This is a genomic window from Arthrobacter sp. Soil736 (genome assembly GCF_001428005.1).
Taxonomy (GTDB): domain Bacteria; phylum Actinomycetota; class Actinomycetes; order Actinomycetales; family Micrococcaceae; genus Arthrobacter.
This window is the reverse complement of the sequence record NZ_LMSB01000010.1, coordinates 13,190-36,131: the sequence shown is the minus strand read 5'-3', so window position 1 is coordinate 36,131 and position 22,942 is coordinate 13,190. Positions and strand designations below refer to the sequence as shown.

At 61.6% G+C, this 22,942-nt stretch carries 24 protein-coding genes; 3 read left to right on the top strand and 21 right to left on the bottom strand.

Translation table 11 applies throughout. The annotated features are described in order from the left end of the window. Positions 1-40 precede the first annotated feature (40 nt). The 14 genes from ASG92_RS07790 to ASG92_RS07725 all read right to left on the bottom strand — a co-directional run bounded on the left by ASG92_RS07790 (position 41) and on the right by ASG92_RS07725 (position 10,574). Positions 41-1,060, bottom strand: a complete 1,020-nt coding sequence (locus ASG92_RS07790; protein WP_056626595.1) for a TadE/TadG family type IV pilus assembly protein — start codon at positions 1,058-1,060, stop codon at positions 41-43. Next, positions 1,048-1,422: a TadE/TadG family type IV pilus assembly protein gene (locus ASG92_RS07785; RefSeq protein WP_056626594.1), complete on the bottom strand. Its 375-nt coding sequence runs from the start codon at positions 1,420-1,422 to the stop codon at positions 1,048-1,050. The genes ASG92_RS07790 and ASG92_RS07785 overlap by 13 nt, the downstream gene beginning before the upstream one ends. 118 nt (positions 1,423-1,540) lie before the next feature. Further along, positions 1,541-1,765 carry a Flp family type IVb pilin gene (locus tag ASG92_RS07780; RefSeq protein WP_056626593.1) on the bottom strand — a complete coding sequence of 75 codons (225 nt, stop codon included), beginning with the start codon at positions 1,763-1,765 and terminating at the stop codon, positions 1,541-1,543. Positions 1,766-2,037: 272 nt separating this feature from the next. Then, a complete protein-coding gene (locus tag ASG92_RS07775) occupies positions 2,038-2,253 on the bottom strand; it encodes a Flp family type IVb pilin (RefSeq protein WP_082579373.1) in 216 nt (71 codons plus the stop codon). A gap of 8 nt (positions 2,254-2,261) precedes the next feature. Continuing rightward, positions 2,262-3,137: a type II secretion system F family protein gene (locus ASG92_RS07770; RefSeq protein ID WP_056626591.1), complete on the bottom strand. Its 876-nt coding sequence runs from the start codon at positions 3,135-3,137 to the stop codon at positions 2,262-2,264. A 12-nt stretch (positions 3,138-3,149) separates the two neighbouring features. Continuing rightward, positions 3,150-4,103, bottom strand: a complete 954-nt coding sequence (locus tag ASG92_RS07765; RefSeq protein WP_056626590.1) for a type II secretion system F family protein — start codon at positions 4,101-4,103, stop codon at positions 3,150-3,152. A 2-nt stretch (positions 4,104-4,105) separates the two neighbouring features. Further along, a complete protein-coding gene (locus tag ASG92_RS07760; RefSeq protein WP_240987048.1) occupies positions 4,106-5,428 on the bottom strand; it encodes a CpaF family protein in 1,323 nt (440 codons plus the stop codon). Between the two features lie 158 nt (positions 5,429-5,586). Beyond that, on the bottom strand, positions 5,587-6,792 hold the full coding sequence (locus tag ASG92_RS07755) for an AAA family ATPase (RefSeq protein WP_056626587.1): 1,206 nt from the start codon (positions 6,790-6,792) through the stop codon (positions 5,587-5,589). Then, positions 6,789-7,475 carry an RcpC/CpaB family pilus assembly protein gene (locus tag ASG92_RS07750; RefSeq protein ID WP_056626585.1) on the bottom strand — a complete coding sequence of 229 codons (687 nt, stop codon included), beginning with the start codon at positions 7,473-7,475 and terminating at the stop codon, positions 6,789-6,791. The genes ASG92_RS07755 and ASG92_RS07750 overlap by 4 nt, the downstream gene beginning before the upstream one ends. 120 nt (positions 7,476-7,595) lie before the next feature. Further along, positions 7,596-8,603: a Tad domain-containing protein gene (locus ASG92_RS07745; protein ID WP_082579372.1), complete on the bottom strand. Its 1,008-nt coding sequence runs from the start codon at positions 8,601-8,603 to the stop codon at positions 7,596-7,598. Further along, the gene (locus ASG92_RS07740; RefSeq protein WP_056626583.1) at positions 8,591-8,983 is read right to left on the bottom strand and encodes a TadE/TadG family type IV pilus assembly protein; all 393 of its coding nucleotides are present in this window, start codon (positions 8,981-8,983) and stop codon (positions 8,591-8,593) included. The genes ASG92_RS07745 and ASG92_RS07740 overlap by 13 nt, the downstream gene beginning before the upstream one ends. A 76-nt stretch (positions 8,984-9,059) precedes the next feature. After that, the gene (locus ASG92_RS07735; protein WP_056626581.1) at positions 9,060-9,260 is read right to left on the bottom strand and encodes a Flp family type IVb pilin; all 201 of its coding nucleotides are present in this window, start codon (positions 9,258-9,260) and stop codon (positions 9,060-9,062) included. A gap of 167 nt (positions 9,261-9,427) precedes the next feature. Continuing rightward, a complete protein-coding gene (locus tag ASG92_RS07730; RefSeq protein WP_056626579.1) occupies positions 9,428-9,628 on the bottom strand; it encodes a Flp family type IVb pilin in 201 nt (66 codons plus the stop codon). 280 nt (positions 9,629-9,908) lie between these two features. Then, positions 9,909-10,574: an A24 family peptidase gene (locus ASG92_RS07725; RefSeq protein WP_240987047.1), complete on the bottom strand. Its 666-nt coding sequence runs from the start codon at positions 10,572-10,574 to the stop codon at positions 9,909-9,911. A gap of 307 nt (positions 10,575-10,881) precedes the next feature. On the opposite strand from ASG92_RS07725, the gene rplM reads away from it, so the two are divergent. After that, the gene (rplM, locus tag ASG92_RS07720) at positions 10,882-11,325 is read left to right on the top strand and encodes a 50S ribosomal protein L13 (RefSeq protein ID WP_011692756.1); all 444 of its coding nucleotides are present in this window, start codon (positions 10,882-10,884) and stop codon (positions 11,323-11,325) included. A gap of 38 nt (positions 11,326-11,363) precedes the next feature. Continuing rightward, positions 11,364-11,870, top strand: coding sequence for a 30S ribosomal protein S9 (gene rpsI / locus ASG92_RS07715; protein WP_056626577.1), 507 nt, complete (start codon positions 11,364-11,366; stop codon positions 11,868-11,870). 693 nt (positions 11,871-12,563) lie between these two features. Here rpsI and ASG92_RS30265 read toward each other — a convergent pair. The 4 genes from ASG92_RS30265 to ASG92_RS07695 all read right to left on the bottom strand — a co-directional run bounded on the left by ASG92_RS30265 (position 12,564) and on the right by ASG92_RS07695 (position 18,862). Beyond that, on the bottom strand, positions 12,564-12,884 hold the full coding sequence (locus tag ASG92_RS30265) for a transposase (RefSeq protein ID WP_277308477.1): 321 nt from the start codon (positions 12,882-12,884) through the stop codon (positions 12,564-12,566). 1,019 nt (positions 12,885-13,903) lie between these two features. Next, the gene (locus tag ASG92_RS07705; protein WP_200951910.1) at positions 13,904-15,697 is read right to left on the bottom strand and encodes a glycosyltransferase family 39 protein; all 1,794 of its coding nucleotides are present in this window, start codon (positions 15,695-15,697) and stop codon (positions 13,904-13,906) included. A gap of 76 nt (positions 15,698-15,773) precedes the next feature. Further along, on the bottom strand, positions 15,774-17,594 hold the full coding sequence (locus ASG92_RS07700; protein WP_056626573.1) for a glycosyltransferase family 39 protein: 1,821 nt from the start codon (positions 17,592-17,594) through the stop codon (positions 15,774-15,776). 53 nt (positions 17,595-17,647) lie between these two features. After that, on the bottom strand, positions 17,648-18,862 hold the full coding sequence (locus ASG92_RS07695; RefSeq protein ID WP_240987045.1) for a bifunctional glycosyltransferase family 2/GtrA family protein: 1,215 nt from the start codon (positions 18,860-18,862) through the stop codon (positions 17,648-17,650). Positions 18,863-19,080: 218 nt separating this feature from the next. On the opposite strand from ASG92_RS07695, the gene glmM reads away from it, so the two are divergent. Next, positions 19,081-20,454: a phosphoglucosamine mutase gene (glmM, locus tag ASG92_RS07690; protein ID WP_056626568.1), complete on the top strand. Its 1,374-nt coding sequence runs from the start codon at positions 19,081-19,083 to the stop codon at positions 20,452-20,454. Between the two features lie 97 nt (positions 20,455-20,551). On the opposite strand, the gene mscL is transcribed toward glmM, so the two are convergent. Genes mscL through coaA form a run of 3 tightly spaced genes read right to left on the bottom strand, consistent with a single transcriptional unit; the run spans position 20,552 to position 22,872 of the window. Next, positions 20,552-20,947: a large conductance mechanosensitive channel protein MscL gene (gene mscL, locus ASG92_RS07685; protein WP_056626566.1), complete on the bottom strand. Its 396-nt coding sequence runs from the start codon at positions 20,945-20,947 to the stop codon at positions 20,552-20,554. A 42-nt stretch (positions 20,948-20,989) separates the two neighbouring features. After that, on the bottom strand, positions 20,990-21,901 hold the full coding sequence (locus ASG92_RS07680) for a M15 family metallopeptidase (protein WP_056626565.1): 912 nt from the start codon (positions 21,899-21,901) through the stop codon (positions 20,990-20,992). 5 nt (positions 21,902-21,906) lie between these two features. After that, positions 21,907-22,872: a type I pantothenate kinase gene (gene coaA, locus ASG92_RS07675; protein WP_056626563.1), complete on the bottom strand. Its 966-nt coding sequence runs from the start codon at positions 22,870-22,872 to the stop codon at positions 21,907-21,909. Between the last annotated feature and the right edge of the window lie 70 nt (positions 22,873-22,942).

Genomic DNA, 22,942 nt, shown 5'->3' with positions numbered 1-22,942 from the left:
ACTGCTCCTGGGGGATTTTGATTCACTGAAATGCATTGAACTAACTGGTCAATTCGACGACCGTGGCGCCATCTGGGTTAACTGGGCCCAGGGTGTAGCCATCGGCCAAGGAAACATACTCGACGAACGTTCCAATGATGCCGCGGCATGGTTCCTTGCATTCCAAGGTGGAGGGCACGTCGGGCGATCGGTTGTGGAAGGTATAGGGCAGCCCGGTCGATCCAACTTTCCATCCCTCGACTTCGAAAGCTGCGAACGTTGTCAATCCAAAGACTGCGTTAGTACCCGTGCCAGTCACGGCATTGAAAATTGGCAACAACAGGATGACGTCTTTGCCCGCGTTGATGTCCGCGGCCCAGCTGTTCAGCGTCGCCTCGCAGTGCTGCGGAGGATTGTTGCCGGTGTCTCCGCCGGCTTTGCTCGTGGCAATGTCAATGGTGGCTCCACAAACTGCAGCATCCTGCTGAAGACCCCCGAATCCGCCTTCGACCGCCGCGCCGGACGGGCCATAAAAGCAGTCAGCATTGGCATTCTTGCCATGCAACTGAAGAAGCTGCATGACACCGGTCTGGCCCCGGACCTGGCAAATTGAAACTGTGATCGGAAATGGGGTCGTTCCCTTCACGGGGCTGCCCCACCTCACATTTGAGCTGGCAACCACTTCGGCGCTTGGAATGCCAAAGACCCGTGCGAAGAATAGGGATACGCTGTTCGGAGCGTTTCCGGTTTCGTTCGCGCCGGCCGTGACCTTGACGGTTCGGTTCGCCTTATCCAGAGCGATGGACTCAACGTTGCTCAGGCCATCAACGGCGTTATTGTTGACGAGGTCTGCAGCCAGGGGAGCGGTGACGGCACAATTTTCATCGGCATCGTTTCTGGCGCATCTCTGCGCCATCATCAGGGCAACCGCATCCGAACCGTTCTGCAATTGGGCCCGCTCGGAGTAGAGCATCGCGACGTCAATCGAGATGGCGGCGAAGCCGAGCAGCACCACCATCAGGATGGCGACAATCACACTGATCGCGCCGCGTTCGCCATCATCCGCTGCTAACCGCCGCACAGCATGGTTCCTATTCCAGTCATGGCAAAGGGGCCGGCGATGCCGGTCATGGTGCTGAGTGAGTAGCTGATGGTCACCGTCATCTGGGAGCCTACAGCGCAGTTCGCCGCACTGAAGGCGATGTTGCCGTCCGCCAGGGCCGGTCTTATCTGAGTTGCGGCATTTTTGGCCGCCGCCCGGGCCGTGGTTTGGCTGTTGTTGATTGCCATGGCGCGTACTCCCTCGCGGGCAGCATTTGTTAGCGTTACTTGAACGTTGTATGCGCGTCCGAACTCCATGATTCCGAGCAGCAGCATGATGAGGATGGGTGCCAAGAGTGCGAACTCAACCGCGACTGCGCCACGCTCCAATGACTTCGACACTTGACTGCCTTCCAGATATGCCGATCGTCGTATGCACGAGGTGGCGGCGGCCTGACGGCCACCACCACCTCGTGGATAGGGGCATGAGATGGGCTCAGCAGAGCCCTAAATCACCGCATTAGGCGCAGGTCGCGGTGCCGGCTGCGGTGGCAGCAGTGAAAGTGCCGCCATTGATGGAGCACTGTACCTGCGTGAACGTGTCTTTCATGCCGCCACCCAGAAGCGTGACTGCTGCGATAATGACGACGGCGATGAGGGCGACCATGATGCCGTATTCGACGGCAGTGGCGCCCTTCTCTTCGCGGCGGATACGAGCTGCGGCGTTTGAGAAGAAAGCAAACATTTTGATACTCCTGAGCGAGTGAGGGAGAAGCTGGCCCTACACCAGCTCTATAAAAAAGTTAGCAACGTAAGACGCCCGGGGTTACGGTTCTTGCATCATCCTGTGCCAACCCTGACCAACCTGCGCGTTTCCTGCGCTCCCGCTGTGCCAACCCTGCATTTTGCGGGCAATTCGCAGCACTCGCGGGCGCACAAAGGGACCCCCTCGGCTCTGGGATCCGAGGGGGTCCGGTCTTTGGAGCGCCAGAAGGCGCTGTGTCGTGCTATTCGGGTTTACGGAATTCCGAGAGCAGCCTTGAGGCTGGCAGTCATACCCATGTAGTGGAGGTTGAGGGCCTGTCCGAAGGCTGTCACGCCTAGGACGAGCGCAAGTGCCAGGAACGAGACCAGGATCCCGTACTCCGTGGCCGTCGCCCCACGTTGGTCATGAACGAGGGCCCTCAGGGCGCTGGCGAGGCGCATTAGCCGGCTTGAAAGTTGATGAAACATGGTTCCCCCTAGGAAAATACGGCCAGGATCTGGAGCACGGCCGGCCCCAGCAACACGATGAACAGCGTGGGAAGGATGAAGAAGATCAGTGGGAAGAGCATCTTTACCGGCATCTTCATTGCATGCTCTTCTGCTCGCTGCCGCCGCTTGATCCTCATGTCCTTGGCTTGCATCTTCAGTACGCCCACGATGGCAATGCCATAGGTGTCCGCCTGGACTACGGCCCGAACGAAGCTGCGCACGTCAGGAACATCCACCCGCTCGGAGAGGGACAGGTAGGCTTCCTTCCGGGACCGGCCCACCTGGATGTCCTGCAACGTCCTGATCAGCTCATCGGCGAGCGGTCCGCGGCCGTTTTCACCAGCACGGCCCATAGCGGTCTCGAAGCCGAGGCCGGCCTGAACGGATATCAACATCTGGTCAAGCGCATTGGGAAGCTCCAGCCGGATTTCCTCACGGCGCTTCTGCGCCCGGTTGCGAAGGAGGATGTCCGGGAGGAAGTAGCATAATGCCGCGATACCTAAGCAAAGCATGAACCTTCCGGCAGAAGGCGCTCCGAGAAACACGAGAAGTCCAAGGACCGCCCCGCCGAACGCGAGCAGGGGCTTGATCATGATGATTCTGGCCAGCGGCCACTTCTTGGGCCGCCCCACTCCGGCCAACTGCTTGTCCAGCCACGCTTCATAGCTGTGAGGCGTCAATCGACGGGACAGTTTAGCGAACTGCTCATTGACGTTTAGCGACTGGGTGGCTTGGTTTGACAGGAGGCCGAGGTTTGCCTGAATATTGCGGAGTCCGGCCCGGTCTGCCGTGAACGCCAGCCAGATCATGCCGGACATTGGAAGGACAATTGCCAAGATGGCTGCGAGTGCAATGGGTTGCATTTCTTCTGCCCCCTAGTACTTCGGCTTGATGATGCGGCTGAGCCAAAGCCCACCGATGGACATTAGGACAATGGCTGCACCCACCATGACGAATCCGATAACCGTGGTGGTGAAAACTCGAGCGTAAGTCGGATTGAAGATCACTAGGCCGACAAACATCAGGATCGGCAATGCCATCAGGACAAGGGCCGAGATGCGGCCTTCCGCGCTCAAGGCGCGCACCTGTCCTCTCACCTGATTTCTGTCCCGGATTGTTTCACCCACGTGATCCAGGACTTCAGCAAGGTCGCCACCTACCTCGCGATGGATTTCAATGGCCTGAGCAATCCCCTGAAAGTCCTCGCTGGCTGTTCTGTTGGCCACGTCCTCCAAAGATTCACCCAGGTCGCGGCCGATTCTCGTTTCGTTGACAATACGGCTCAGCTCCTCAGCCATAGGTGCCTCGTTCTCTTGAGCCGCAGCATCGATTGCTCTCAGGAGGCTGTGGCCGGCTCGGAGCCCGCCGGAAAACATCTGGAGAGTATCCGGCACCTGGCTATCGAACTTCCGGCGACGCCGTGCGATGAGCATGTTCAAGAGAAGGTAGAGCAGGAACGGTGCCAGCAGAAATGACAGGATACTGATCCCCAGACCACCGAGGACGTATCCCAGCACGGCCGCAGCCAGCGTTATCGCTCCGGCCATTAGCAGGTAGTCGCCCGGCTCCTTGTTGAGCCCTGCCTGTTCCAGCTTTTGGCGGTTGAGGAACCCGGCAGGCCTCTTCTTGAGGCCGCGGTTGAGTGCCCCCACGGCATGGTCGGTCAGTCGGGTCAGACCGGTGGATTGAGAAACGGCATCAGGGCGTCTCCGCGAGAGGGGGACCCCCGCTCGGCCCTTCAGAACTACTCCGAATACCAGGCCGAGTGAGAGGTAGACCAGGAACAGCCCACCCACGAACAGGCCGACCGGCAAGTCGGCGGCGGCCATGGCTACCGGCTCCTGACTGGCTGGGCCCCGAAGACGTGGGGCGAGATGGGGATACCGAGTTCAGCGAACCTGTCGGTGAAGCGTGGCCTCACGCCCGTCGGGACCGGTTTGCCCAAGAAGCGGCCATTGGCATCTACCCCGGCCGAATAGTCGAAGACAAAGGCATCCTGAAGGGTGACGATCTCCCCTTCCATTCCTTGGACCTCCGTGATGTGCGTAACCCGACGTGTTCCGTCCCGGAGCCTCGAAATGTGAACGATGAGGTTCACGGCCGAGGCCACCTGTTCCCGCACTGCCCGGAGCGGGATGTCCATGCCAGCCATCAGCACAAGAGTCTCCAGGCGGGCAATGGCGTCCCTGGGAGAGTTGGCGTGAACAGTGGAAAGAGATCCGTCGTGGCCAGTGTTCATGGCCTGCAACATGTCTAGACATTCCCCTCCACGTACTTCGCCGACGACGATGCGGTCAGGACGCATTCGAAGGGAGTTCCGGACGAGGTCGCGGATTGCAACCTCGCCTTTGCCTTCAATGTTGGGCGGCCTGCTCTCCAGCCTGACCACGTGGTCCTGCTGTAGTTGGAGTTCAACGGCGTCCTCAATCGTTACGATGCGGTCCGAAACCGGAATAAAGGAAGAGAGCGCATTGAGGAGTGTGGTCTTGCCAGTTCCGGTACCTCCCGAGACGATGATGTTCAAGCGGGCCAGGACACAGGCGTGGAGCAGTTCAGCCATCTCCGGGGACAGACTGCCAAAGGCGATGAGTTTTTGGACCGTCAGCGCATCGCGCCCGAACTTACGGATAGTAAGGGCAGGTCCGTTGACTGCCAATGGCGGGATGATGGCGTTGACGCGGGAACCGTCTGCAAGGCGTGCATCCACCAGCGGCGATGATTCATCAATCCGTCGGCCGACCTTCGACACAATCCGTTCGATGACCCTCCGCAGAGCATCGTCGGAAGCAAACTTAGTGTCCGTCATGGAGAGCTTGCCGTCACGCTCCACGTACACCTGGTCATAGCGGTTGACCATAACTTCGGTAACTGATGGGTCGTCGAGGAACCGCTGGATTGGTCCGTGGCCCAACACGTCGTCAATGATCTCTCGAGTCAGCCTCTGACGCTCCGACGAGGTGAGCGGAACTTGCTCCTCATCGACGACGATTTTGAGTTCGTCCTTGACGTATTGATGGAGCTCGGCCTCCTCGAGTGAGGAGTCAGTGATGCGCGCTCCAAGGCGTTCGTAGAGCGCCTGGCTGGCCCGCTCCTTGAGGGCGCCGAGTGCCCCGCTGGCAACGGCACCCGTCTGCGTCAGTTCCACCAGGTCCACGGCGCTGGCGGTCTCGGCCGACTTGGCTTCGTGTATACGGCCAAGGGTCACTGGCTCATTGGATCCATTCGAAGCCGTGAAGGAATTTGGTGGTGCTCCTTCGGTGATGGCTGACGGCGACTCGTTGCCGCGCACTTTCTCGAGCCTACGTGAGAGGTTCACTGCACTACCGCCCTTCGATGCAACTTCTTATGAGGTCTGGCTTCCCAATTGGGTTTGAAACGGTCTACGAGGTGCTGGAGGCCCTTTGCCGCGGGGTCTCGGCCGCCGTCCTGGAGAACCGGCACACCCTTGTTGGTGGAAAACGGAAGGCTGCGTGACCGCGGCAGCACCACGTCCACCGGTGCGCCGATAGTCGCTTCCACGTCGCGCAACGTCAAACCAGTCCGGCGATCGGCCATGTTTAGCACAACGTGCCGGCATTCTGGGAGGAGATTCAGCTCGGCCAGGATCTGGCTCCCGGTGCGCAGGCCCCGGATGCTTGGAATATCCATGCCGCAGATCCACACGGCGTCCGAAGCCAGGTCCAACGTTGCAAGAACGTGTTCACCCAGTCCCGGGGCCGTGTCAACAACGACGTATTGGAATTCCTGCCGCAACTGATTGAGGAGGTGGGTGACGTTCTCAGCAGTGATACGGTCCATTTCCACTGGATTCCTCGGAGCACACAGGGCGTAGAGTCCCGCCGAATGCACGGTGAGGTACGTCTTGAGGACCATCGAATCCTGGCTCGCGGCGCCCACCACAGCGTCAGTGATGGTGTGCTGCGGCTCCAGCATGAGACCGCTGGCCACATCGCCGAACTGGAGGTCAAGGTCCACAATAACTACACCCATGGGTGCGATTTTGCCGAGGCCGACGGCGAGGTTGGTCGCCACGGTAGTCTTGCCCACGCCCCCTTTGGGGGAGATGACGGCAATTATGCGTCCGCCTTCGGCGTGTTCGTGGTGCTCGGAGCTGCTGGGGGCAAGACCGCGACGTCGACCAGCCGCTGCGAGGCTTGCCCGCTCCACGATGATGCGGATGTGATCCGCCTCAGCTGAGGGGTCAAGAAGATCCCGCACTCCGGCCCGCATTGCCTGGACGGCGATATCGGAGGATTCGCTAGCGACCAGAATCATGCTGATCTCGGGGTACTGGAGATCCATAACTGACGCAAACTTCAGGGAGTCACACTCCGGCAATCCGGGACCAAGGATGAAGACTTCCGGAGGCTCCCCAAGGAGCTGTTTGAGAACTTCCTCGGGACCCTGGGGAAGATAGTCGGCCGGGAAGTACTGCAGGGACCCTGGCATTCCGATGGTGGCCATCCGGACGCGGCGTTCGAAATCGGAGTTCGGTGTGATGAGAACGAAGCGGCTCATCGGAACACCCTCGTCTTGTCCACTACGACGGTATTTCCTTCGGTTGCTTTAGCCGGTTCCTTGGACAGGTAGATTTTGCCGAATTCGACGGCGTACACGAGTCGCTCGGCGTCGACTGAGTTGCGGGCCAAAGTAATGAGGTAGGTGCCGTCGCTTTGGTTGCTGTTGCCGGAACTCAGTGCGCCTGTAGTCTGACCCTCTTTGGCTGTGTCGGGCTGAGCGGCGCTGCCGTTGCTGAACTGGGCCGCCGTGACCAGCACCTTGTGGAAGGTGAGTTGGGTGCCTGCGGACTGAGTTGCAGTGTCTCCTGCGCGGTTGGTAGAGGCTTCCTGGAGTGAAATGAAGACACCAACGGAGTCGCCGGCGGTGATCTTTCCACCAACCACGCGCTCTATGGGGAGTTTGATCGAAATCTCCTGCATCCCGTCCGGCACTGCAACCCTTGAAGGTCCGAGGAACGCATCGGCGTCCACCATCCGGCTGGACAGGAGCTGCTCGCCCGGCACGAGCGAAACGGCGGTTACTTTAGTGCCTAGGTCGGCCAGGTCGGTAACGGTCCCCTCGGTCAGGGTGGACTTCGGGAGCGGCTTCATAGCGACGGAGTCGCTGAGTTGGCTGGCGGGTGTCCCGGCGGGAATGGCTTTCTGTACCACGAAGACCTCGGAGGTCTCTGTACCTGCCATTGCCCGTTGATCTGCGCTTTGAACATATGTGATGAGAAGGACCGTGCCGATTATTGCAACGACAAGCGCGGCGATGCCTCCCAGTAGGCGTGTTTTCAATTTCTCCCCTTAGATAATTGCTTACTTGATCAGCCCGATGACAATGACATTGCCGTTGGGTGTAGTTGAGCCTCCGGTGAAGAGGTTCGGATCTGCGGAATATCCCATAAAGGTCCCGTAGAGGCCTTTCTCACTGCCGCTGAAGACGTGGGTCGGGTCATACTTGGCCTGACCGGTGAGGTTCCATGCCTGAATCTTGAAGCCCGCCCACTGCTCTATGTAGTACTGGACGCTGCTGCCGTTGCATGAGCCGAACTGTGCGGCCGGCAGTCCATCGCAGGTGTACTTGTAAACGGGCAGTGCAACTGTGGAGCCCGCCAGCGACGGGTTGATTGATGGGTTGAAGAGATCGATGCAGCCTGCGGGTACTCCTTCGCCTGCGCTGGTGGGGCTCCATTGGCCCACTTCGGCAGTCACTTTGCATCCAGTGTTGCCGTCAGGGTCAAGCCAGGCGAATCCGCCGGGAATGATCTGGTTCGACGGATTGCGTCCGTTGCAGTCCTCTGCACCTCCCTGAGTGAGGACCTTGTGGGGCATGCCGTCGTCCTCGAATTCGCATGTGGCGAAGGTCAGAGGGAGGATAGAGATGCCCTTGGTGGGGTAGAGCCATTTGGCTGTTGCGGTGGCCCCTACGGTTGCCGCCGGAGCGTTCAGGACACTCGCGAACATCTTGCTGAGGAACCCGGCGTTTGTGGTGCCGTCCTTTGTGGACGTAGTGACCGAAACCTGACCGGCTACCGAGAGGTCCACGGACTGTACCGTCGATTTTGTGTCGTTGGAGTTGCTGTTGGCCAGTGCAGCTGCCATGGCATTTGCGTCAGCCTGCGTGCAACCCGACTCCGCGCAAAGATCAACTCCTGCCAGGGCGGCGGCGTCTGCCCCGTTCTGGAGTTGGGCGCGTTCGGCGTAGATCTGCCCCGCATCTACCGCCAGTGCACCTGCTCCGATCATCACCAGCATCATGAGGGCCACCAGGATGCCAGCCGCTCCACGTTCGCGCGATTCAGGGTCAGCAACTATCCGCCGCATTGCATTGCTCCTACTCCGGTGAGGGTTACTGAACTGCCAAACAGCCCGGTCATTGTTGCCGAGTTGTAGGAGATCGTTACTTTCATGGTGGTGTCCGGGGCGCAGGCGGCAGGTGTGAATGTGTACCCGAACGAGCCAGTTGTCAGTCCCGGTGCCCCAGCCACGGCCGCAGCTTTGGCGTCCGTTTGGCTGTTCTTGACGGCCATCGTCCGGGCTGCTTCGCGGGCGGCCTGCGTCACAGAGATCTGGGCGTTGTAGGCGTGTGCGAATTCGACGATTCCGGTGATGAGAGCCAGCAGCAGCGGCGCAACCAGGGCGAACTCGACGGCCACAGCGCCACGGCTCTTGCTGTCCGTGCTTTCCTTGCAGGTGTTCTTCAACGGATCCCCCGAGGTTGGTTGGAAGTTTCGAAGTGTGCCGTGCCCTCAGGCACGGCACACTCGCCGAAGGTTGTGGCTACCAGGTACCAACCGTGGAGCCGAGGGTTGAGAACCAGTTGTTGAGCGCGGTGCCGAAGGCTGTCACGCCAAGGATGATGAGCAGAGCGATGAATGCAACGAGGAGTGAGTACTCCGTCGCGGTTGCGCCCTTTTCCGATGCGAGGCGGTCCTTGATGCCGGCAACGAAGGCAACAACGGAGACCATTAGTGATGTCATTTTGAGTTCCTTTTCGGTGGAAGTGGTGACGGTGCGTAGCGACGCATATTCGCCCCAGTCGATAATTGGTTGCAGGCTTCCGCTTGTTGGTCATGACCGCTGCGTTGGCCGGCCGTGTGCCGCGTCCTGCCCCAAAGACTGGCGCGGCACACGTGGGAAGGATGTTCCTACCAGGTGCCGACTCGAGACCCCAGGGTTGAGAACCAGTTGTTGAGTGCGGTGCCGAAGGCGGTGACGCCAATGATGATGAGCAATGCGATGAACGCAACGAGCAGTGAGTACTCCGTCGCAGTTGCGCCCTTCTCTGAGCTGAGGCGGTCCTTGACTCCGGCAACAAAGGCAAGAACGGAGACCATGAGTGCAGTCATTTTGGATTCCTTAATTCGGTGAAATTTATGTGGATTATTTCAACGAATTTCCAGCGGCATCCACAATTCTTTAGCAGCTGGACTTTCGCTAGCTAAAGAATTGCACTGCGCCAGATCGGCAACAATGCGTACCAATACCCGACTTTCCGGGGGGACTCGTATATACCCCCCAGAAACGGTACTCGCATTAGAAATTCATAGGCTGGAAACTACTTGGATCGCTAAGCCTGGCTTAGCTTTATTTCCCGAGATTCGGCCCAGAGTCAGGCCTCGCCGTTGGCTAGGAGGCGAACAAAACGAGCCCCAGGGCGGCGGCCAGCATGGAGGGTCCAAAGGCGACTTCGGACGTCTTTTCCGCGCGGTTGAGCCTAATCAAAACGAAGGAGTAAATACCGCCCACTACAAACCCGAGGGCTCCGCCGTAGAACAGGTGGCTCCAGCCCAAGTAGCCCAAGTACAGGCCCACGGGTGCGGCCAGCTTCACGTCGCCCATTCCGATGCCGCTGGGCGAAATAATCGCCAGAATCAGGTAAACGACGAACAGGATGGCGGCGCCGGCGGCTGCGCGAAGCAGCTCGCCCCAGCCCGCCGTGGCCGTGCTGCTGACGGCGAAGAGCGCCAGGCCGGCCGACAGCAAGGCCAGTACAAGGGGATTCGGCAATAAATGGTGGGCGATATCAATGCGGGCCAGTTGCACGCCGAGCACGCCAAGGACCAGAAATGCCGGCAACGACCAGTCCATTCCGAACCGCACCGCCAAGGCGGCGCAGAGAGCGCCGGTGAGGGCCGCCGTCGTAATTCTGGTCCTACTACCCGGGAGTCCGCCGAGGCGGGGGAGAGCGCGGGCGATGAGCCGTTCAGTGAGCATCCCAAGGAGCGTGCCGAGCAGTCCGATGGCGAGGACAAAGAGCGTAGCGGCGCTGCTGGTGATGCCTACTAAGGACACAAAGACTCCTGGCGTGGAACGGCCCGGCGCCGGCGCGGGCATCCAAGCCCCCGCCACCGGATACCCCATTTTGACCCTGACGCCCGGTTCGCGCTATTCTTGGTAGTCGTTGTGCGTGTCCTTTCTCGATGATGCGTGCCCGCTGAGAATCCGGTTGCAGGATAACTACTCCTCGGGCACATTCGAGACTCCGGGACCACTGGATTCATAGAGCCCTCACCTCTGTTCCGGTAGCGCATAGATAGTAGGTGCACACCCTTACGTGACACCTAAACAAGAACGCCAGAACAAGAACGAGGCAAACACCGTGCGTACGTACACCCCGAAGCCCGGCGATATCAACCGCCAGTGGCACGTCATTGACGCCACAGACGTTGTCCTTGGTCGTCTTGCCAGCCAGACCGCAATCCTGCTGCGCGGCAAGCACAAGGCCACTTTTGCGCCCCACATGGACATGGGCGACTTCGTCATCATCATCAACGCTGAGAAGGTTGCCCTTACCGGCGCCAAGCTCGAGCAGAAGCGCGCTTACCGCCACTCCGGCTACCCGGGCGGCCTGACCTCCGTCAACTACGCGGAGCTGCTGGAATCCAACCCGGTCCGCGCCGTGGAGAAGGCCATCAAGGGCATGCTCCCCAAGAACTCCCTTGCTGCACAGCAGCTGGGCAAGCTGAAGGTTTACCGCGGTGCAGAGCACCCGCACGCCGCCCAGCAGCCCAAGACTTTCGAAATTTCCCAGGTCGCCCAGTAGTCCTGGCCACCAAACAACTTATCTATACAAGGAGAACCGTGGCTCAGAACGAAGAGACCACCGAAGCCGTTGAGGCAGAGGAAACCCTGACCAGCTACACCTCGGAAAGCGGTCCTGCGGAAGCAGAAGCGCCGAAGAAGGAGCGCCCGGCACTGACCGTAGCCGGCGCAGCAGTTGGCCGCCGCAAGGAAGCCGTTGCACGCGTCCGCATCGTGCCCGGCACCGGCAAGTGGACTATCAACGGCCGCGAGCTGGCGAACTACTTCCCGAACAAGCTGCACCAGCAGGACGTCAACGAGCCCTTCAAGATCCTCGATCTTGACGGGGCCTACGACGTCATTGCCCGCATCCACGGTGGAGGCATTTCCGGCCAGGCCGGCGCACTGCGCCTCGGCATCGCCCGTTCACTGAACGAGATCGACACCGAGAACAACCGCGCCACCCTGAAGAAGGCCGGTTACCTGCGCCGTGACGCACGCGTCATCGAGCGCAAGAAGGCCGGGCTCAAGAAGGCCCGTAAGGCTCAGCAGTACTCGAAGCGCTAAATCCGCTTTCGAAGCGTTCAATCGCTTCCCAGAAGCCCGTCCCGCCATTCGGCGGGGCGGGCTTCTGCGTTGGTAGATCCAGTCCAGCGGACGAGCGAGATCGATTTGATGAATGCCATCTTCAGTAGCGAACCTGGCCTCGATCCAAGACTCGACTACCTCTGTGTGCGGCTTGGGTTCCGCAGCATGGCTCAGCTGGCTATAGCTCGTGTCAAGCAACGCCCGGGGCATGGCGGAGGGTGCTCCGTGGGTCGGAGCGCTCGGAAGTTCTCTGTTGTGGCCGGGGAGGGTTGGCTGCTGTACCGGCATGGTTCCGGCTGCGCCCACGCTGACTTATGCGACCTCGGCAGTGGCCGGGTCATCTGGCGTCGTTCGGGCTGCTGCGGCGGGGCGAAGGGCCGGGCGCCATGCTAGATGCGGCGTAACGCGTGGAGCGTCCGCCATAGCGGGAGTCGGCGTCTGATCCGGCCCTTCGTCGGTTTCAGCGTCTCACTGCCAGACCGGGGTTGTGAAGGGTTGCCGTGGCACCTCCGTTGCTCAGGAAACGCGGGGCCCTTCCGGTGGTCACGGCCAAGCGTATTCCGCGGCTTGTCGCTGTCAACGTCGTTCGTCCTCGCTGCGCTGCGTGCGCTCCGCGTTGACAGCCGCCTGACGCCGCGGCAGAGGCCGCCGGTATCCCGGAAGGCCGGGTGGTCACTGCCAGCGAGTGGGGTTGTATGGCGCCGGATCCCGGACCATGGCGTATGCGATCCGGGCGGCGCGGTGGGCCATCGCGCAGGCGATCACGCCGCCTTTCTTGCCCCGGGCCTTGAGCGAAACCGCGTACATGCGGCTGGATGCGTCGCAGAGCCATAGACCCACGCCCAGGTCCACAAGTGCCCGGCGCAACGCCACGCTGCCTTCCCGGCTGATCGATCCGTCGCGTCGCTTGCCAGCGGACTCGTACTGAGTCGGCGACAGTCCCGATGCCCGGCAGATCTGCGACGGTCCGGGCCAGCGGCGCGGGTCGCCCAGTGCGCGGCTCCGTAGTTGCCGGCCCTGACCACGCCCCAGCCAGGGGTCGTGGTGAGGGGCGCAAACGGGCTCAGCGGCAGCAACCGGGCGTACTCGGCCTCGGCTGCGTGAATCTGTGCGTTCAATGCCGCCAACAGCGCCAGGTCCGCAGCCAGAACCTGCCGGGCCACGGTCGCATCAACCGTGGTAAGCGCATTTCGCGCAGCTTCAACGAGTCGTTCGGCTATCGGCAGGCGCACCACGAGGCCGCGCGCGGCCGCGAACCGGATGAAACGGCTCGTTCCCAGTGCCGCGTGCCGTTTCGGGTCGGCAAATTCCGCCGCGACGAGCCTGCCGACCTTTGTCCCGGGCACGTCGGGCGGGGGCCAGCGTCAAGCCGGGAAAAGCCCGGTCCAGCAGGCCCAGCAACTGGTTCTTGGTCGCTGTCCGGGACCCTGCGGGTCCGGTGGGCGGCCCACGCGGACAGCTCACCGATCACCGCCGCCCGCGCCGTGACCGGATTGCCACGACCGCTCAGCACGAGCTCGGTGATCGCTTCCAGGTCCAAGGCATCGGTCTTGGACCTGGAAGCGTCCCTGGGCCCTGCGCTGTTCGGCCACATGCGCCGGATTAAGCTCCAGCACCTGCCAACCCGCTGGCCACGCCGACGGCTCCAGCGCGGCAGATGGTAGTGCCCGGCAGTGTCGATACCGACTTTGACGGGGGTATCCACCCCGGCCGGGGTGCTCCTAACCAGGGCAAGCACGCCGACAAGACCTCGACCCGTCAGTTCGAAGTCCACAGGACCCAGCAACCGGCGCCTGCCGGCGTCAGTAACCGTCAACGGAACCATCGCTTTGCCCACATCGACGGCCACCACGACAGGAGAATCAACAGCAGCAACGGCATGAAGAGACATCGTCACCACCTCCGCAAGGCGTCAGGAGGATCCCGGCGAACAAACGCCAGATCCCCAGAGAATCTGATACGTCCCGCCCGACATCTCCGGAGGTGTTAGTGAAGGACTAACTCAACTCAGATCAGCGGGTGAGCTTGTAGACGGTGACGCCATCTATTTTCTCGGCTCTGAACGTATTGGCGACCCACTCGTGAATGGCCAGTAGCTCTGCACCGTTGCCTGGAACCTTGAGCTGTTCGGGTTGTTCCACCAGATAGCAGAGTCGTCCCGCCTGGACCCATTCTTTGAATTGGACAAGGGTTGGGCTGGGGTCGATGGCAGCGAACCCCCCAAGGGGCATCACGGGCCGGCCGATCTCCAGCTGGAAGCGAGCCGCGGTCTGCCCGGGATAGGTCGCGGCGGCCCACGTGCACTCCGCGGATGCGTTTCGCAAATACTCCGCGAGAACCGGACTGGGCGTCACGCCGATTGCCAGCCCAGAGGCCCACGCCGGGTCACCTTGCTTGACCCCGTATAGGAAACGGCTAAGCGTGTTGGGACTCCGGGAGAGACCGCCTGATAGCGGATTCGAGCCTTCCTGGGGAGTGGCCAGCGCTATGGTTGAGCAAAACGCGGGTCCGACGAGCAGGCTGCCGATTGCCAGCCAGGCAGCCAATCGGGGCACCCATTTCCAGGGCGCTGGCACGGATAGCAATGCGCCAGCCAGCAAACCAAGGAGGAGCAAGCCAATGCCCAGCAATTGCGGGTAAGCATCGCTCAGTTGCCACATCGCGTGCGAAAAAATACAGCTCGAAACCACGGCCGCGGCGATGCCGATCCGGCTCAGGTGCGACTGCCGGGGCGACGTAAGCAGTTCCGCACCCAAGCCAATACAGAGCGCCAGGGGCGCCACGATCGATGCAGTGTAGTAGGAATGGAAGCTGTTTCCCATGAAACTGAGCATGAGATAGGTGGTGAACATCCAAGCCACTGAAGCGACTGCAAGGATCGACTTGTTCCGGCTATACCTGCCTCGGAGGACTTTGACCACTATGGCGATGCATGCCAGTAATGCTGGAAGTAAGAGCCAGCCAATCTCCTGGCCGTAGTTGGAATTAAACAGGCGAAACAGTCCGGCGTCCGTCTCGATGCTCCGCAGTTCTTGGGGAATGAGTGCAACTGAAGGGTCATCCTTGTGTTGGACGACTCGATTAATTCCGTTGTAACCAACAGTCAGCTCGAACATGCTGTTGGTAGCCGAACCGCCTACATACGGACGGGAGCTAGGGGGAGTGAGGTCGACAGCCAGCGGCCACGCCAAAGATCCGACAGCCAAAACCAGACCCGCCAGAAATAGTGAGGCAACCTTTGTCCGCCAGGCCTTCTGCGCGTAAAAGCAGAACACGAGGCCTATTGCAGGCAATACGAGGAATGCCTGAAGCTGTTTCGTAAGAAACCCCAACGCCAGAATGAAGGCTGCCAGGTACAGAAACCTTGTCCGGCCGGACTCCGTTGCCCGAATCCCTGCATAGAGGGCCGAAAGCATCAGCAACACCATGAGGGGATCGGGATTGTTATAGCGGGCTAGCAGCACGGTGATGGGAGTGCTCGCGAAGACAGCGGCGGAAAGTAGAGCTGCAGACGTGGGCAAATGCCTCCGTGCCAGACGATAGATCAGCAGAGTGCTCGCCATTGTCATCGCGGCCTGGGGAAGCAACAGAGCCCACGTGTTCAATCCAAAGAGCCGAACGGACAAGCCCATGACCCACAGGCTCAAAGGTGGTTTGTCCACGGTTATGGAGTTGCCCCAATCCGAAGATCCGAAGAAAAATGAGACCGGATCATACTGACCAGCCTGTACTGCCGCCGAATAGTAGGCATTGGCCCAGCCGTTTCCAGCTATTCCCCAGACGTAAAGGACTGCCGCCGAAGCCAAGATGCAAGCGAGGGCCCATGGCTCCCACACTGGCCTGCCGCGTGGAGGGGAATCATCGCTCGGTCTGGTGCTGCCGTCAGCGCCTAAGGTCGTAGATTCTGACACCGTCAATGTTCTCCCCTTTGAACGTGGACTGAACCCAATCCGTGATGGCAACAGCATCCTTTCCCAGCGGGATGCCGTCCACTATCGGCTGTTGCCAGATGAAGTATGCGATCCTGCGGTCAGCGACGAGTGCCTTGAACTGATCGAACGCTGGAGCCGGGTCGTTTCCCAGCCACCCCCCAATCGCGATGACCGGACGTTGGGATGCTAGTTGATACTGGGCGGCGTTTTGCGCGGTGTACGTGGCCGCCGCCCATTCAGTGCCTTCGGATTCTCTCAGCAGCGCAGACACATCTGCGGACGGCTCGACGCCGAATCCGAGGTGGCGGGCCAGCGGGGGTTCCCCGCGTCGGGCAGCTTCAAGATGGGCGGACAGGGCCTGAGGGTTATTGGCCACCGGGCCGGAGAGCGGATTTGTGCCCGCATGCGGTTTGGCGAGAGTAATGATGTCGGTTGCCACGGGTGCCATCACAAGTGCCACCGCGACGATGGCGAGAGTCCCCAGTCGCTGGCTCGGACTTCGGGCCAACAGCCACCCCGCCGTCGCAACAACAGTTGCACAGACCACAGCTGGCGGCCAGAATCCCCAATCATCGCTGTACTGGAAGATTCGGAAACCAACGTAGCCTGTCCCGATCAGCAGCACCGCACCGAGCACCCGAGGAATCGCCCTGTTCCTTTGGGTCCACAGAAGGAACAGGCCCAAGGGCACCACGATTGCCATCGGGCCGCCCAGGGAAAAGACATAGTAGGTGTGCGTCATGGTGCCCATGAAGCTCAACACGGCGTAGACGGTGACCAGCCACACGACGCCCACCGTCATCAGGCCGGAGGCGGCCCTGTCCCTGGCCGTCTGCCGCCACAGCACAACCAACGCAAGGGCACAGATCAGTGCGGTAAACAGCAGCCAAGCGCCTTCGGGCGCAAAGTTTGCGTTGAACAGCCGGGCCAGGCCGCCGTCCTGGTTCTCTGATGTGGTCGGGACAGCTTGCCCGGACTGAGGGTCGGCACTGAATCGGAGGAACCTTGCCAGACCGTTATAGTCCAGAGTCAGTTCAAGAACACTGTTCGATGCCGATCCACCCACATAGGGCCTGTTCTCCGGTAGCGTCAGATCCACCAACGCCATCCACCAGCCGCCGCTGATGATCAACACCGAAAGGGCACCCAAGAGCCTCACGAGACGTGACGCCACGGTGCCGGCGCCGAACAGGAGCACCGCCAGCACCAGGGCCGGGATGGGAAGAAATGCCTGGATCTGTTTCGCCATGAATGCTAGGCCGAGGGCGGTCCCTGCCAACAGATACCAGGACCAGCGGTTGTCCTCAAACGTCCTGATAATGAAATAGACGGCGGCCACTGTCAGGAGCCCCATTAGCGGCTCGGGGTTGTTGAACCGCGACATGAGCACCACGACGGGCGTGGTTGCATAAATCAAGCCGCCCAGCAAGGCCGGAGCGGCTGGGTGGCTGCGTCTGATGATCTTGTAGATGAGCCAGGTGGTGGTTAGCCCCATGAGGGCCTGGGGCACCAGGATGGCCCATGAATTGAGCCCGAAGAGCCGTACTGAGAGTGACATGATCCAGATGCTGAGTGGCGGCTTGTCGATGGTGATTAGGTTGCCGGCGTCGAGGGAACCGAAGAAGAAAGCCTTCCAGTCTTGGGACCCGGCCTGCGCCGCTGCCGAGTAGTAGGGATTCGCCCATCCGTTACGGTCGAGGCCCCAAAGGAACGATGCAGCAGTTGCCCCGAGGAGGACTACCAGCCCGATCCGTTCCCAAGGTAAAGGCATTGTCCGCCTGTGCCTGCTTTGAGGAGCAGTCGACCGGCTCGCCTCGGTGACGCTCAACGGACGGATCCGGCGGTCCGCAGTGCCAGGACGGCGGATCGTTCGTCCCAGTGACGGACCCGGAAGACCCAGATCCGGAGAAGTACGAACCGCATCAAAGTTGCAAAGACGTTGGCCGCTGTCAGGGTGAGCAGCTCCATGCTGGCCGTGGCGTCCACGTTCACTGAGTGAAGCACCCAAAGAGACGATGAAGTAATGCCCCAGGCCAGCAGAAAAACGATCAGACCTTGGAATTGCTGGGTAAACAGTTTCTCTGGTCCGCTGATGCCAAACGTGAACCTGCGGTTGGCCGCGGTGTTGCCGACAGCCGTCAGGAGCAGGGACAGGAAATTGGCCTGCTGTGCACCGAAAGGACCCTGGAGAACCAGGTAGAGCAGCGCAAATGCCAGCGTTGAAACAGCACCCACAAGGCCAAAGCGAACCACCTGGCCAAAAAAGCTTGGCCGACCGGGCGGTGCGATCGGGCGCCGGCCCAGCTCCGCGTAGATGGCCTGGACCGGAATCGACCCTTTGACCAGGGAACCGGCCACACGGACCATGCCTCGTATGTCGTCCAACGCGGTTTGCCTGATGTCGACGCGGCTGTCCGGGTCATCCACCCAGTCCACGGGAATCTCGTGGATGCGCAGGCCGGACCGTTCCGCAATTATCAGCAGTTCGGTGTCAAAGAACCAGCCGTTGTCTTCCACGTGCGGAAGCAGCCGCTGGGCAACGTCCGCGCGAATTGCCTTGAATCCGCACTGGGCATCGGAAAAGCGCACCTGCATTGTCCGGCGAAGCAAAAAGTTGTAGGACCTGGAAATGAATTCGCGCTTCGGTCCTCGGCTCACCCGTGAACTTTGTCCGAGCCTCGTTCCGATGGAAATATCCGAGTGCCCTGAAAGGAGGGGCGCCACCAGCGGCGGCAGCGCGGCCAGGTCGGTGGAAAGATCGACGTCCAGGTAGGCGAGGACTTTTGCCTCTGAAGCACCCCACGCATCACGGAGAGCGTATCCTCGTCCCTTGACTTCAAGGCGGCGATAATCCACATTCGGTAATTGCTCGCTGAGTCGAGCTGCAATTACAGGAGTTCTGTCAGTGCTTGCATTGTCCGCAATGGTTATTTTCCATGTCGAAGGCATTTCAAGCGTCAAGTATTCGGCGAGCCTTATGATGCTGTTCTCGAGTACCGCTTCCTCATTGAAGACCGGTACTACAATTTCGAGCGCCAAGCCCCCATTGCTAGGTGTCATGCATCGAATAGTAGAAGCGGCTCAAGATCGATAGCGAGGCTTTTACGCAAAGAGAGGTACCGCCGAAAAAAACCAAGTAGTCCACGTGATCGTCTCGGTGCAGAGGTAGGTAGCCGGGGCCGTGAGAACAGGTAGCCAGGTCCGTAAGGAAGCGACGTCGCCAGTCCTCCCTACCCGCATCGTCTAAACTTGACCCGATGTCTACATTATTTGGAACAGACGGTGTCCGTGGCCTGGCGAACGGCCTCCTGACTGCCGAGCTCGCATTGCAGCTGGCCCAGGCCGCCGCCGTCGTGCTTGGCCATGAACGCACCAGCGACGGTGCACGGCCGCGGGCCGTGGTGGCGAGGGACCCCCGCGCCAGCGGCGAGTTCATCGCCGCCGCCGTGGAAGCGGGGCTTTCCAGCTCCGGCATTGACGTCTACGACGCCGGTGTTCTCCCCACCCCCGCGGCGGCCTACCTCGTGGCCGACCTGAATGCCGACTTTGGCGTGATGATCTCCGCGTCCCACAATCCGGCACCGGACAACGGGATCAAGTTCTTTGCCCGCGGCGGCCAGAAGCTCCCTGACGAGGTTGAGAACGCCATCGAGGAACAGATGGGCAAGGAGCCCTTCCGGCCCGTGGGCGGCGAAGTAGGCCGCATCCAGCGGTTCTCCGACGCCGAGGACCGCTACATCGTCCACCTCCTGGGAACCCTTCCGCACAACCTGCACGGCCTGAAGGTTGTCCTCGACTGCGCGCACGGCGCGGCCAGCGGCTGTTCCCCGCAGGTCTTCAAAGACGCCGGCGCCGATGTTGTGGTGATCGGTGCGGAGCCGGACGGCCTCAACATCAACGAAGGCGTGGGTTCCACGCACCTCGGCCCCCTGAAAGCTGCCGTAGTTGCCCACGGCGCGGACCTCGGAATTGCGCACGACGGCGACGCCGACCGCTGCCTCGCCGTGGACCACGAAGGCAATGAGGTGGATGGGGACCAGATCATGGCCATCATCGCCGTCGCACTCAAGGACGCCGGCAAGCTCACGGACAACGTCCTCGTGGCCACCGTGATGAGCAACCTCGGCCTCAAGATCGCCCTCCGCAAAGCCGGCATCGCCATCCGCGAAACGGGCGTTGGCGACCGCTACGTCCTCGAGGAAATGCGCGCCGGTGGCTTCAACCTCGGCGGAGAACAGTCCGGCCACGTGATCCTCGCCGACTACGCCACCACGGGCGACGGCGTCCTGACCGGCCTGCAGCTTGCGGCGCAGGTTGCCCTCACCGGCCGCCCGCTCAAGGAGCTCGCGACGATCATGACCAAGCTCCCGCAGGTCCTCATCAACGTGAAGGGCGTGGACCGGTCCCGCGTCAGCGGCGACAAGGCCCTTGCAGCCGCTGTGAAGCTTGCCGAGGAGGAACTCGGCGACACCGGACGCGTGCTCCTGCGCCCGTCGGGCACCGAGCCGGTTGTGCGCGTCATGGTGGAGGCCGGCGATCAGCACACGGCCCAGGTCATCGCCGAGCGCCTGGCACAGGTGGTTAAGACGGAGCTGGCCTTGGAGCGCGTGCCGACTGAGCTGGTTCCCTAGGAAAGCTCCGTTCCGGAACCCAACTCAGGGGTTCAAGCAGTCAGCAAAAAGCGGTCCGCCTTCCTCGGGAGGCGGACCGCTTTGTTCGTCCCGGCGGCTACCTGGCGGTCTGGTTGCGCAGTTCGTCCCGGATTTCCTTGAGCAGAGCGATCTGCGGGTCTTCGGCGGCTTCCTTCTTCACTTCCTGGCCAATGCCCAGCTTGCGGTTCCGGTGCTCGATCAGCCGGTTCATCGGCGTGATGATGACGAAGTAAATCGCGGAGGCGACCAACAGGAAGTTGACCACTGCCGTCAGCAGGACGCCGATCCGGACGTCGCCGAAGGCCAGGAAATCGTCGAAGTTTGGCTGTCCCACCAGCAACGAAATCAACGGCATCATGACGCTCTTGACCAACGCGTCCACCACCGAGCTGAATGCCGCGCCGATGACGACTGCCACAGCCAGGTCAATGACATTGCCTTTGAGAATGAACTTCTTGAATCCAGTAAGCATGGCACCAAAACTACCGCATCGCCCCGGCACCCGAACCGGCCGTCAGGGGTAGCCCGGCGCGGCCTTCAGCCCGAAATACTCTTCCAGCGTGCCGATGCCGCGCTTCTTCATGTCCGTGGCCGCCTCGGTCCCGATGTAGCGCAGGTGCCAGGACTCGTAGTAGTAACCGGTGATGGAATGCAGCATCCATGGGTACCGCACGACGAAGCCGAAATGGTGGGCATTGGCTTTGGCCCACACCGCGGCCGGCTGCTCGGCAAAGCATGGCTGGAAGCTGCACGCGCCTCCGCCGTCGCCGATGTCGAACGCCCAGCCCGTCTGGTGCTCGGAATAGCCCGGCCGCGCGGAGGCGGTGTCCGCGGCGGCCCGTCCCCGGGCACTGACATAGCCGTTGTACGTGGCGGTCTGCGTGGCATAGGAGCGGTATCCGCTTGCCAGCGTCATGGTCACGCCCGCCGCCGCTGCTGCCGCGAACATCCGTTCTGCGGCAGCCGCCGTCGTGCGGTTCAGCAGTGCTGCCTCGCCGGAAACGGCAAGCGCGACGCGCGGCTGGACCAGATCCGCCGGGACGTAGTTGGCCGGCTTCAGCGGGCGGTGCTTGTTGACCACCAGCCAGGGGCTGGCGGGGTTGGTCAGTGAGTACTGCTTAGAAAGCCTGGAAGCGGCCGACGGCGGCGCTGGCGCTGCCGTCGCCGGGGAGGTTGCCGGGGGCGCGGACGCCGCCCCCGTGGGGGACGCGGACGCCGAGGCTGACGGCGGACCTGACGCGGCGCGCGCGGAGCCGGAGGTGGAAGCCGGGGCCGTGCCGGCTGGCGCGGAGGATGCCGGGCTGGGGCCCTCCGGGGTGCACGCGGCCAGGGCGGACAGCCCGGCGCCGGCGACCAGCAGCCTCGCGACGGACCGGCGGCTGGGCGGCGGCTGTGGGGGCGCCTCTGCGGAGCAGTCGTGGCACACGTGTGCTAGACCTTCCTCAGCAGCATCCTGCGGATGGAATGATCTGCATCCTTGGTGAGAACCAGCTGGGCCCGTCCCCTCGTGGGCAGCACGTTCTCTTCCAGGTTCGGTTCGTTGATCCGCTTCCAGATGTCGCGGGCCGTGACTTCGGCCTCGTCGTCGGAGAGCGTCGCGTAGCGGTGGAAATATGACTCCGGTTGCGCGAAGGCGGTGGAGCGGAGCTTCCGGAAGCGGTCCACGTACCACTCCTCGATGTAGGAGGTCTTGGCGTCCACGTAGATGGAGAAGTCAAAGAAGTCGCTCACCGCCAGTCCCTGGCGGCCGTCGTGCCGGGGCCGCGCGGGGGCCAGGACGTTCAGCCCCTCGACGATCAGGACGTCCGGGCGGCGGACCACCACTTCCTTGCCGGGGACGATGTCATATGTGACGTGCGAGTACCACGGGGCGCGGACTTCCTCGGCGCCGCCCTTGATCTCGCTTACAAAACGCAGCAGCGCCCGCCGGTCGTAGGATTCCGGGAAGCCTTTGCGTTCGAGCAGCTGGCGGCGCTTGAGTTCAGCCAGCGGGTACAGGAAACCGTCGGTGGTGATCAGTTCAACGTTGGGGGTGCCTGGCCAGCGCCGGAGCATCTCGCGGAGCACACGGGCAATGGTGGACTTGCCCACGGCGACCGAACCCGCCACGCCGATGACGAACGGCGTGCGCTGGGTCTGTTCGCCCAGGAACGTGGTGGTGGCCGAGTGAAGCTGGTGTGATGCCTCCACGTATAGGTGCAGCAGGCGGGACAGAGGCAGGTAGACCTCCCGGACCTCCTTCAAGTCCAAGGGGTCACCGAGCCCACGAAGGCGCAGCACATCCTCTTCATTAAGGGGCTGTTCCATCTGGGCTGCGAGCCGGGACCAGGTTTGCCTGTCCAGCTCTACGAACGGCGAGACACCCTCCCCGTTCGCTTCATTGCGTTGCGAAGTCACCTTAGAGATTCTGCCCCTCGCAAGGCTGAGAGCGAAATGCAGGCCGGAAGCAAAGTGCCTGATGACGGGC

Bases quoted from the DNA above. Each gene is read 5' to 3' on its own strand.
- ASG92_RS07735 (WP_056626581.1), bottom strand. From the start codon at position 9,260: ATGACATCACTAATGGTCTCCGTTGTTGCCTTCGTTGCCGGCATCAAG.
- ASG92_RS07780 (WP_056626593.1), bottom strand. From the start codon at position 1,765: ATGTTTGCTTTCTTCTCAAACGCCGCAGCTCGTATCCGCCGCGAAGAG.
- ASG92_RS07745 (WP_082579372.1), bottom strand. From the start codon at position 8,603: ATGCGGCGGATAGTTGCTGACCCTGAATCGCGCGAACGTGGAGCGGCT.
- ASG92_RS07775 (WP_082579373.1), bottom strand. From the start codon at position 2,253: ATGTTTCATCAACTTTCAAGCCGGCTAATGCGCCTCGCCAGCGCCCTG.
- ASG92_RS07755 (WP_056626587.1), bottom strand. From the start codon at position 6,792: ATGAGCCGCTTCGTTCTCATCACACCGAACTCCGATTTCGAACGCCGC.
- ASG92_RS07730 (WP_056626579.1), bottom strand. From the start codon at position 9,628: ATGACTGCACTCATGGTCTCCGTTCTTGCCTTTGTTGCCGGAGTCAAG.
- ASG92_RS07750 (WP_056626585.1), bottom strand. From the start codon at position 7,475: ATGGCAGGTACAGAGACCTCCGAGGTCTTCGTGGTACAGAAAGCCATT.
- ASG92_RS07700 (WP_056626573.1), bottom strand. From the start codon at position 17,594: ATGCCTTTACCTTGGGAACGGATCGGGCTGGTAGTCCTCCTCGGGGCA.
- mscL (WP_056626566.1), bottom strand. From the start codon at position 20,947: ATGCTTACTGGATTCAAGAAGTTCATTCTCAAAGGCAATGTCATTGAC.
- ASG92_RS07770 (WP_056626591.1), bottom strand. From the start codon at position 3,137: ATGCAACCCATTGCACTCGCAGCCATCTTGGCAATTGTCCTTCCAATG.
- ASG92_RS07765 (WP_056626590.1), bottom strand. From the start codon at position 4,103: ATGGCCGCCGCCGACTTGCCGGTCGGCCTGTTCGTGGGTGGGCTGTTC.
- glmM (WP_056626568.1), top strand. From the start codon at position 19,081: ATGTCTACATTATTTGGAACAGACGGTGTCCGTGGCCTGGCGAACGGC.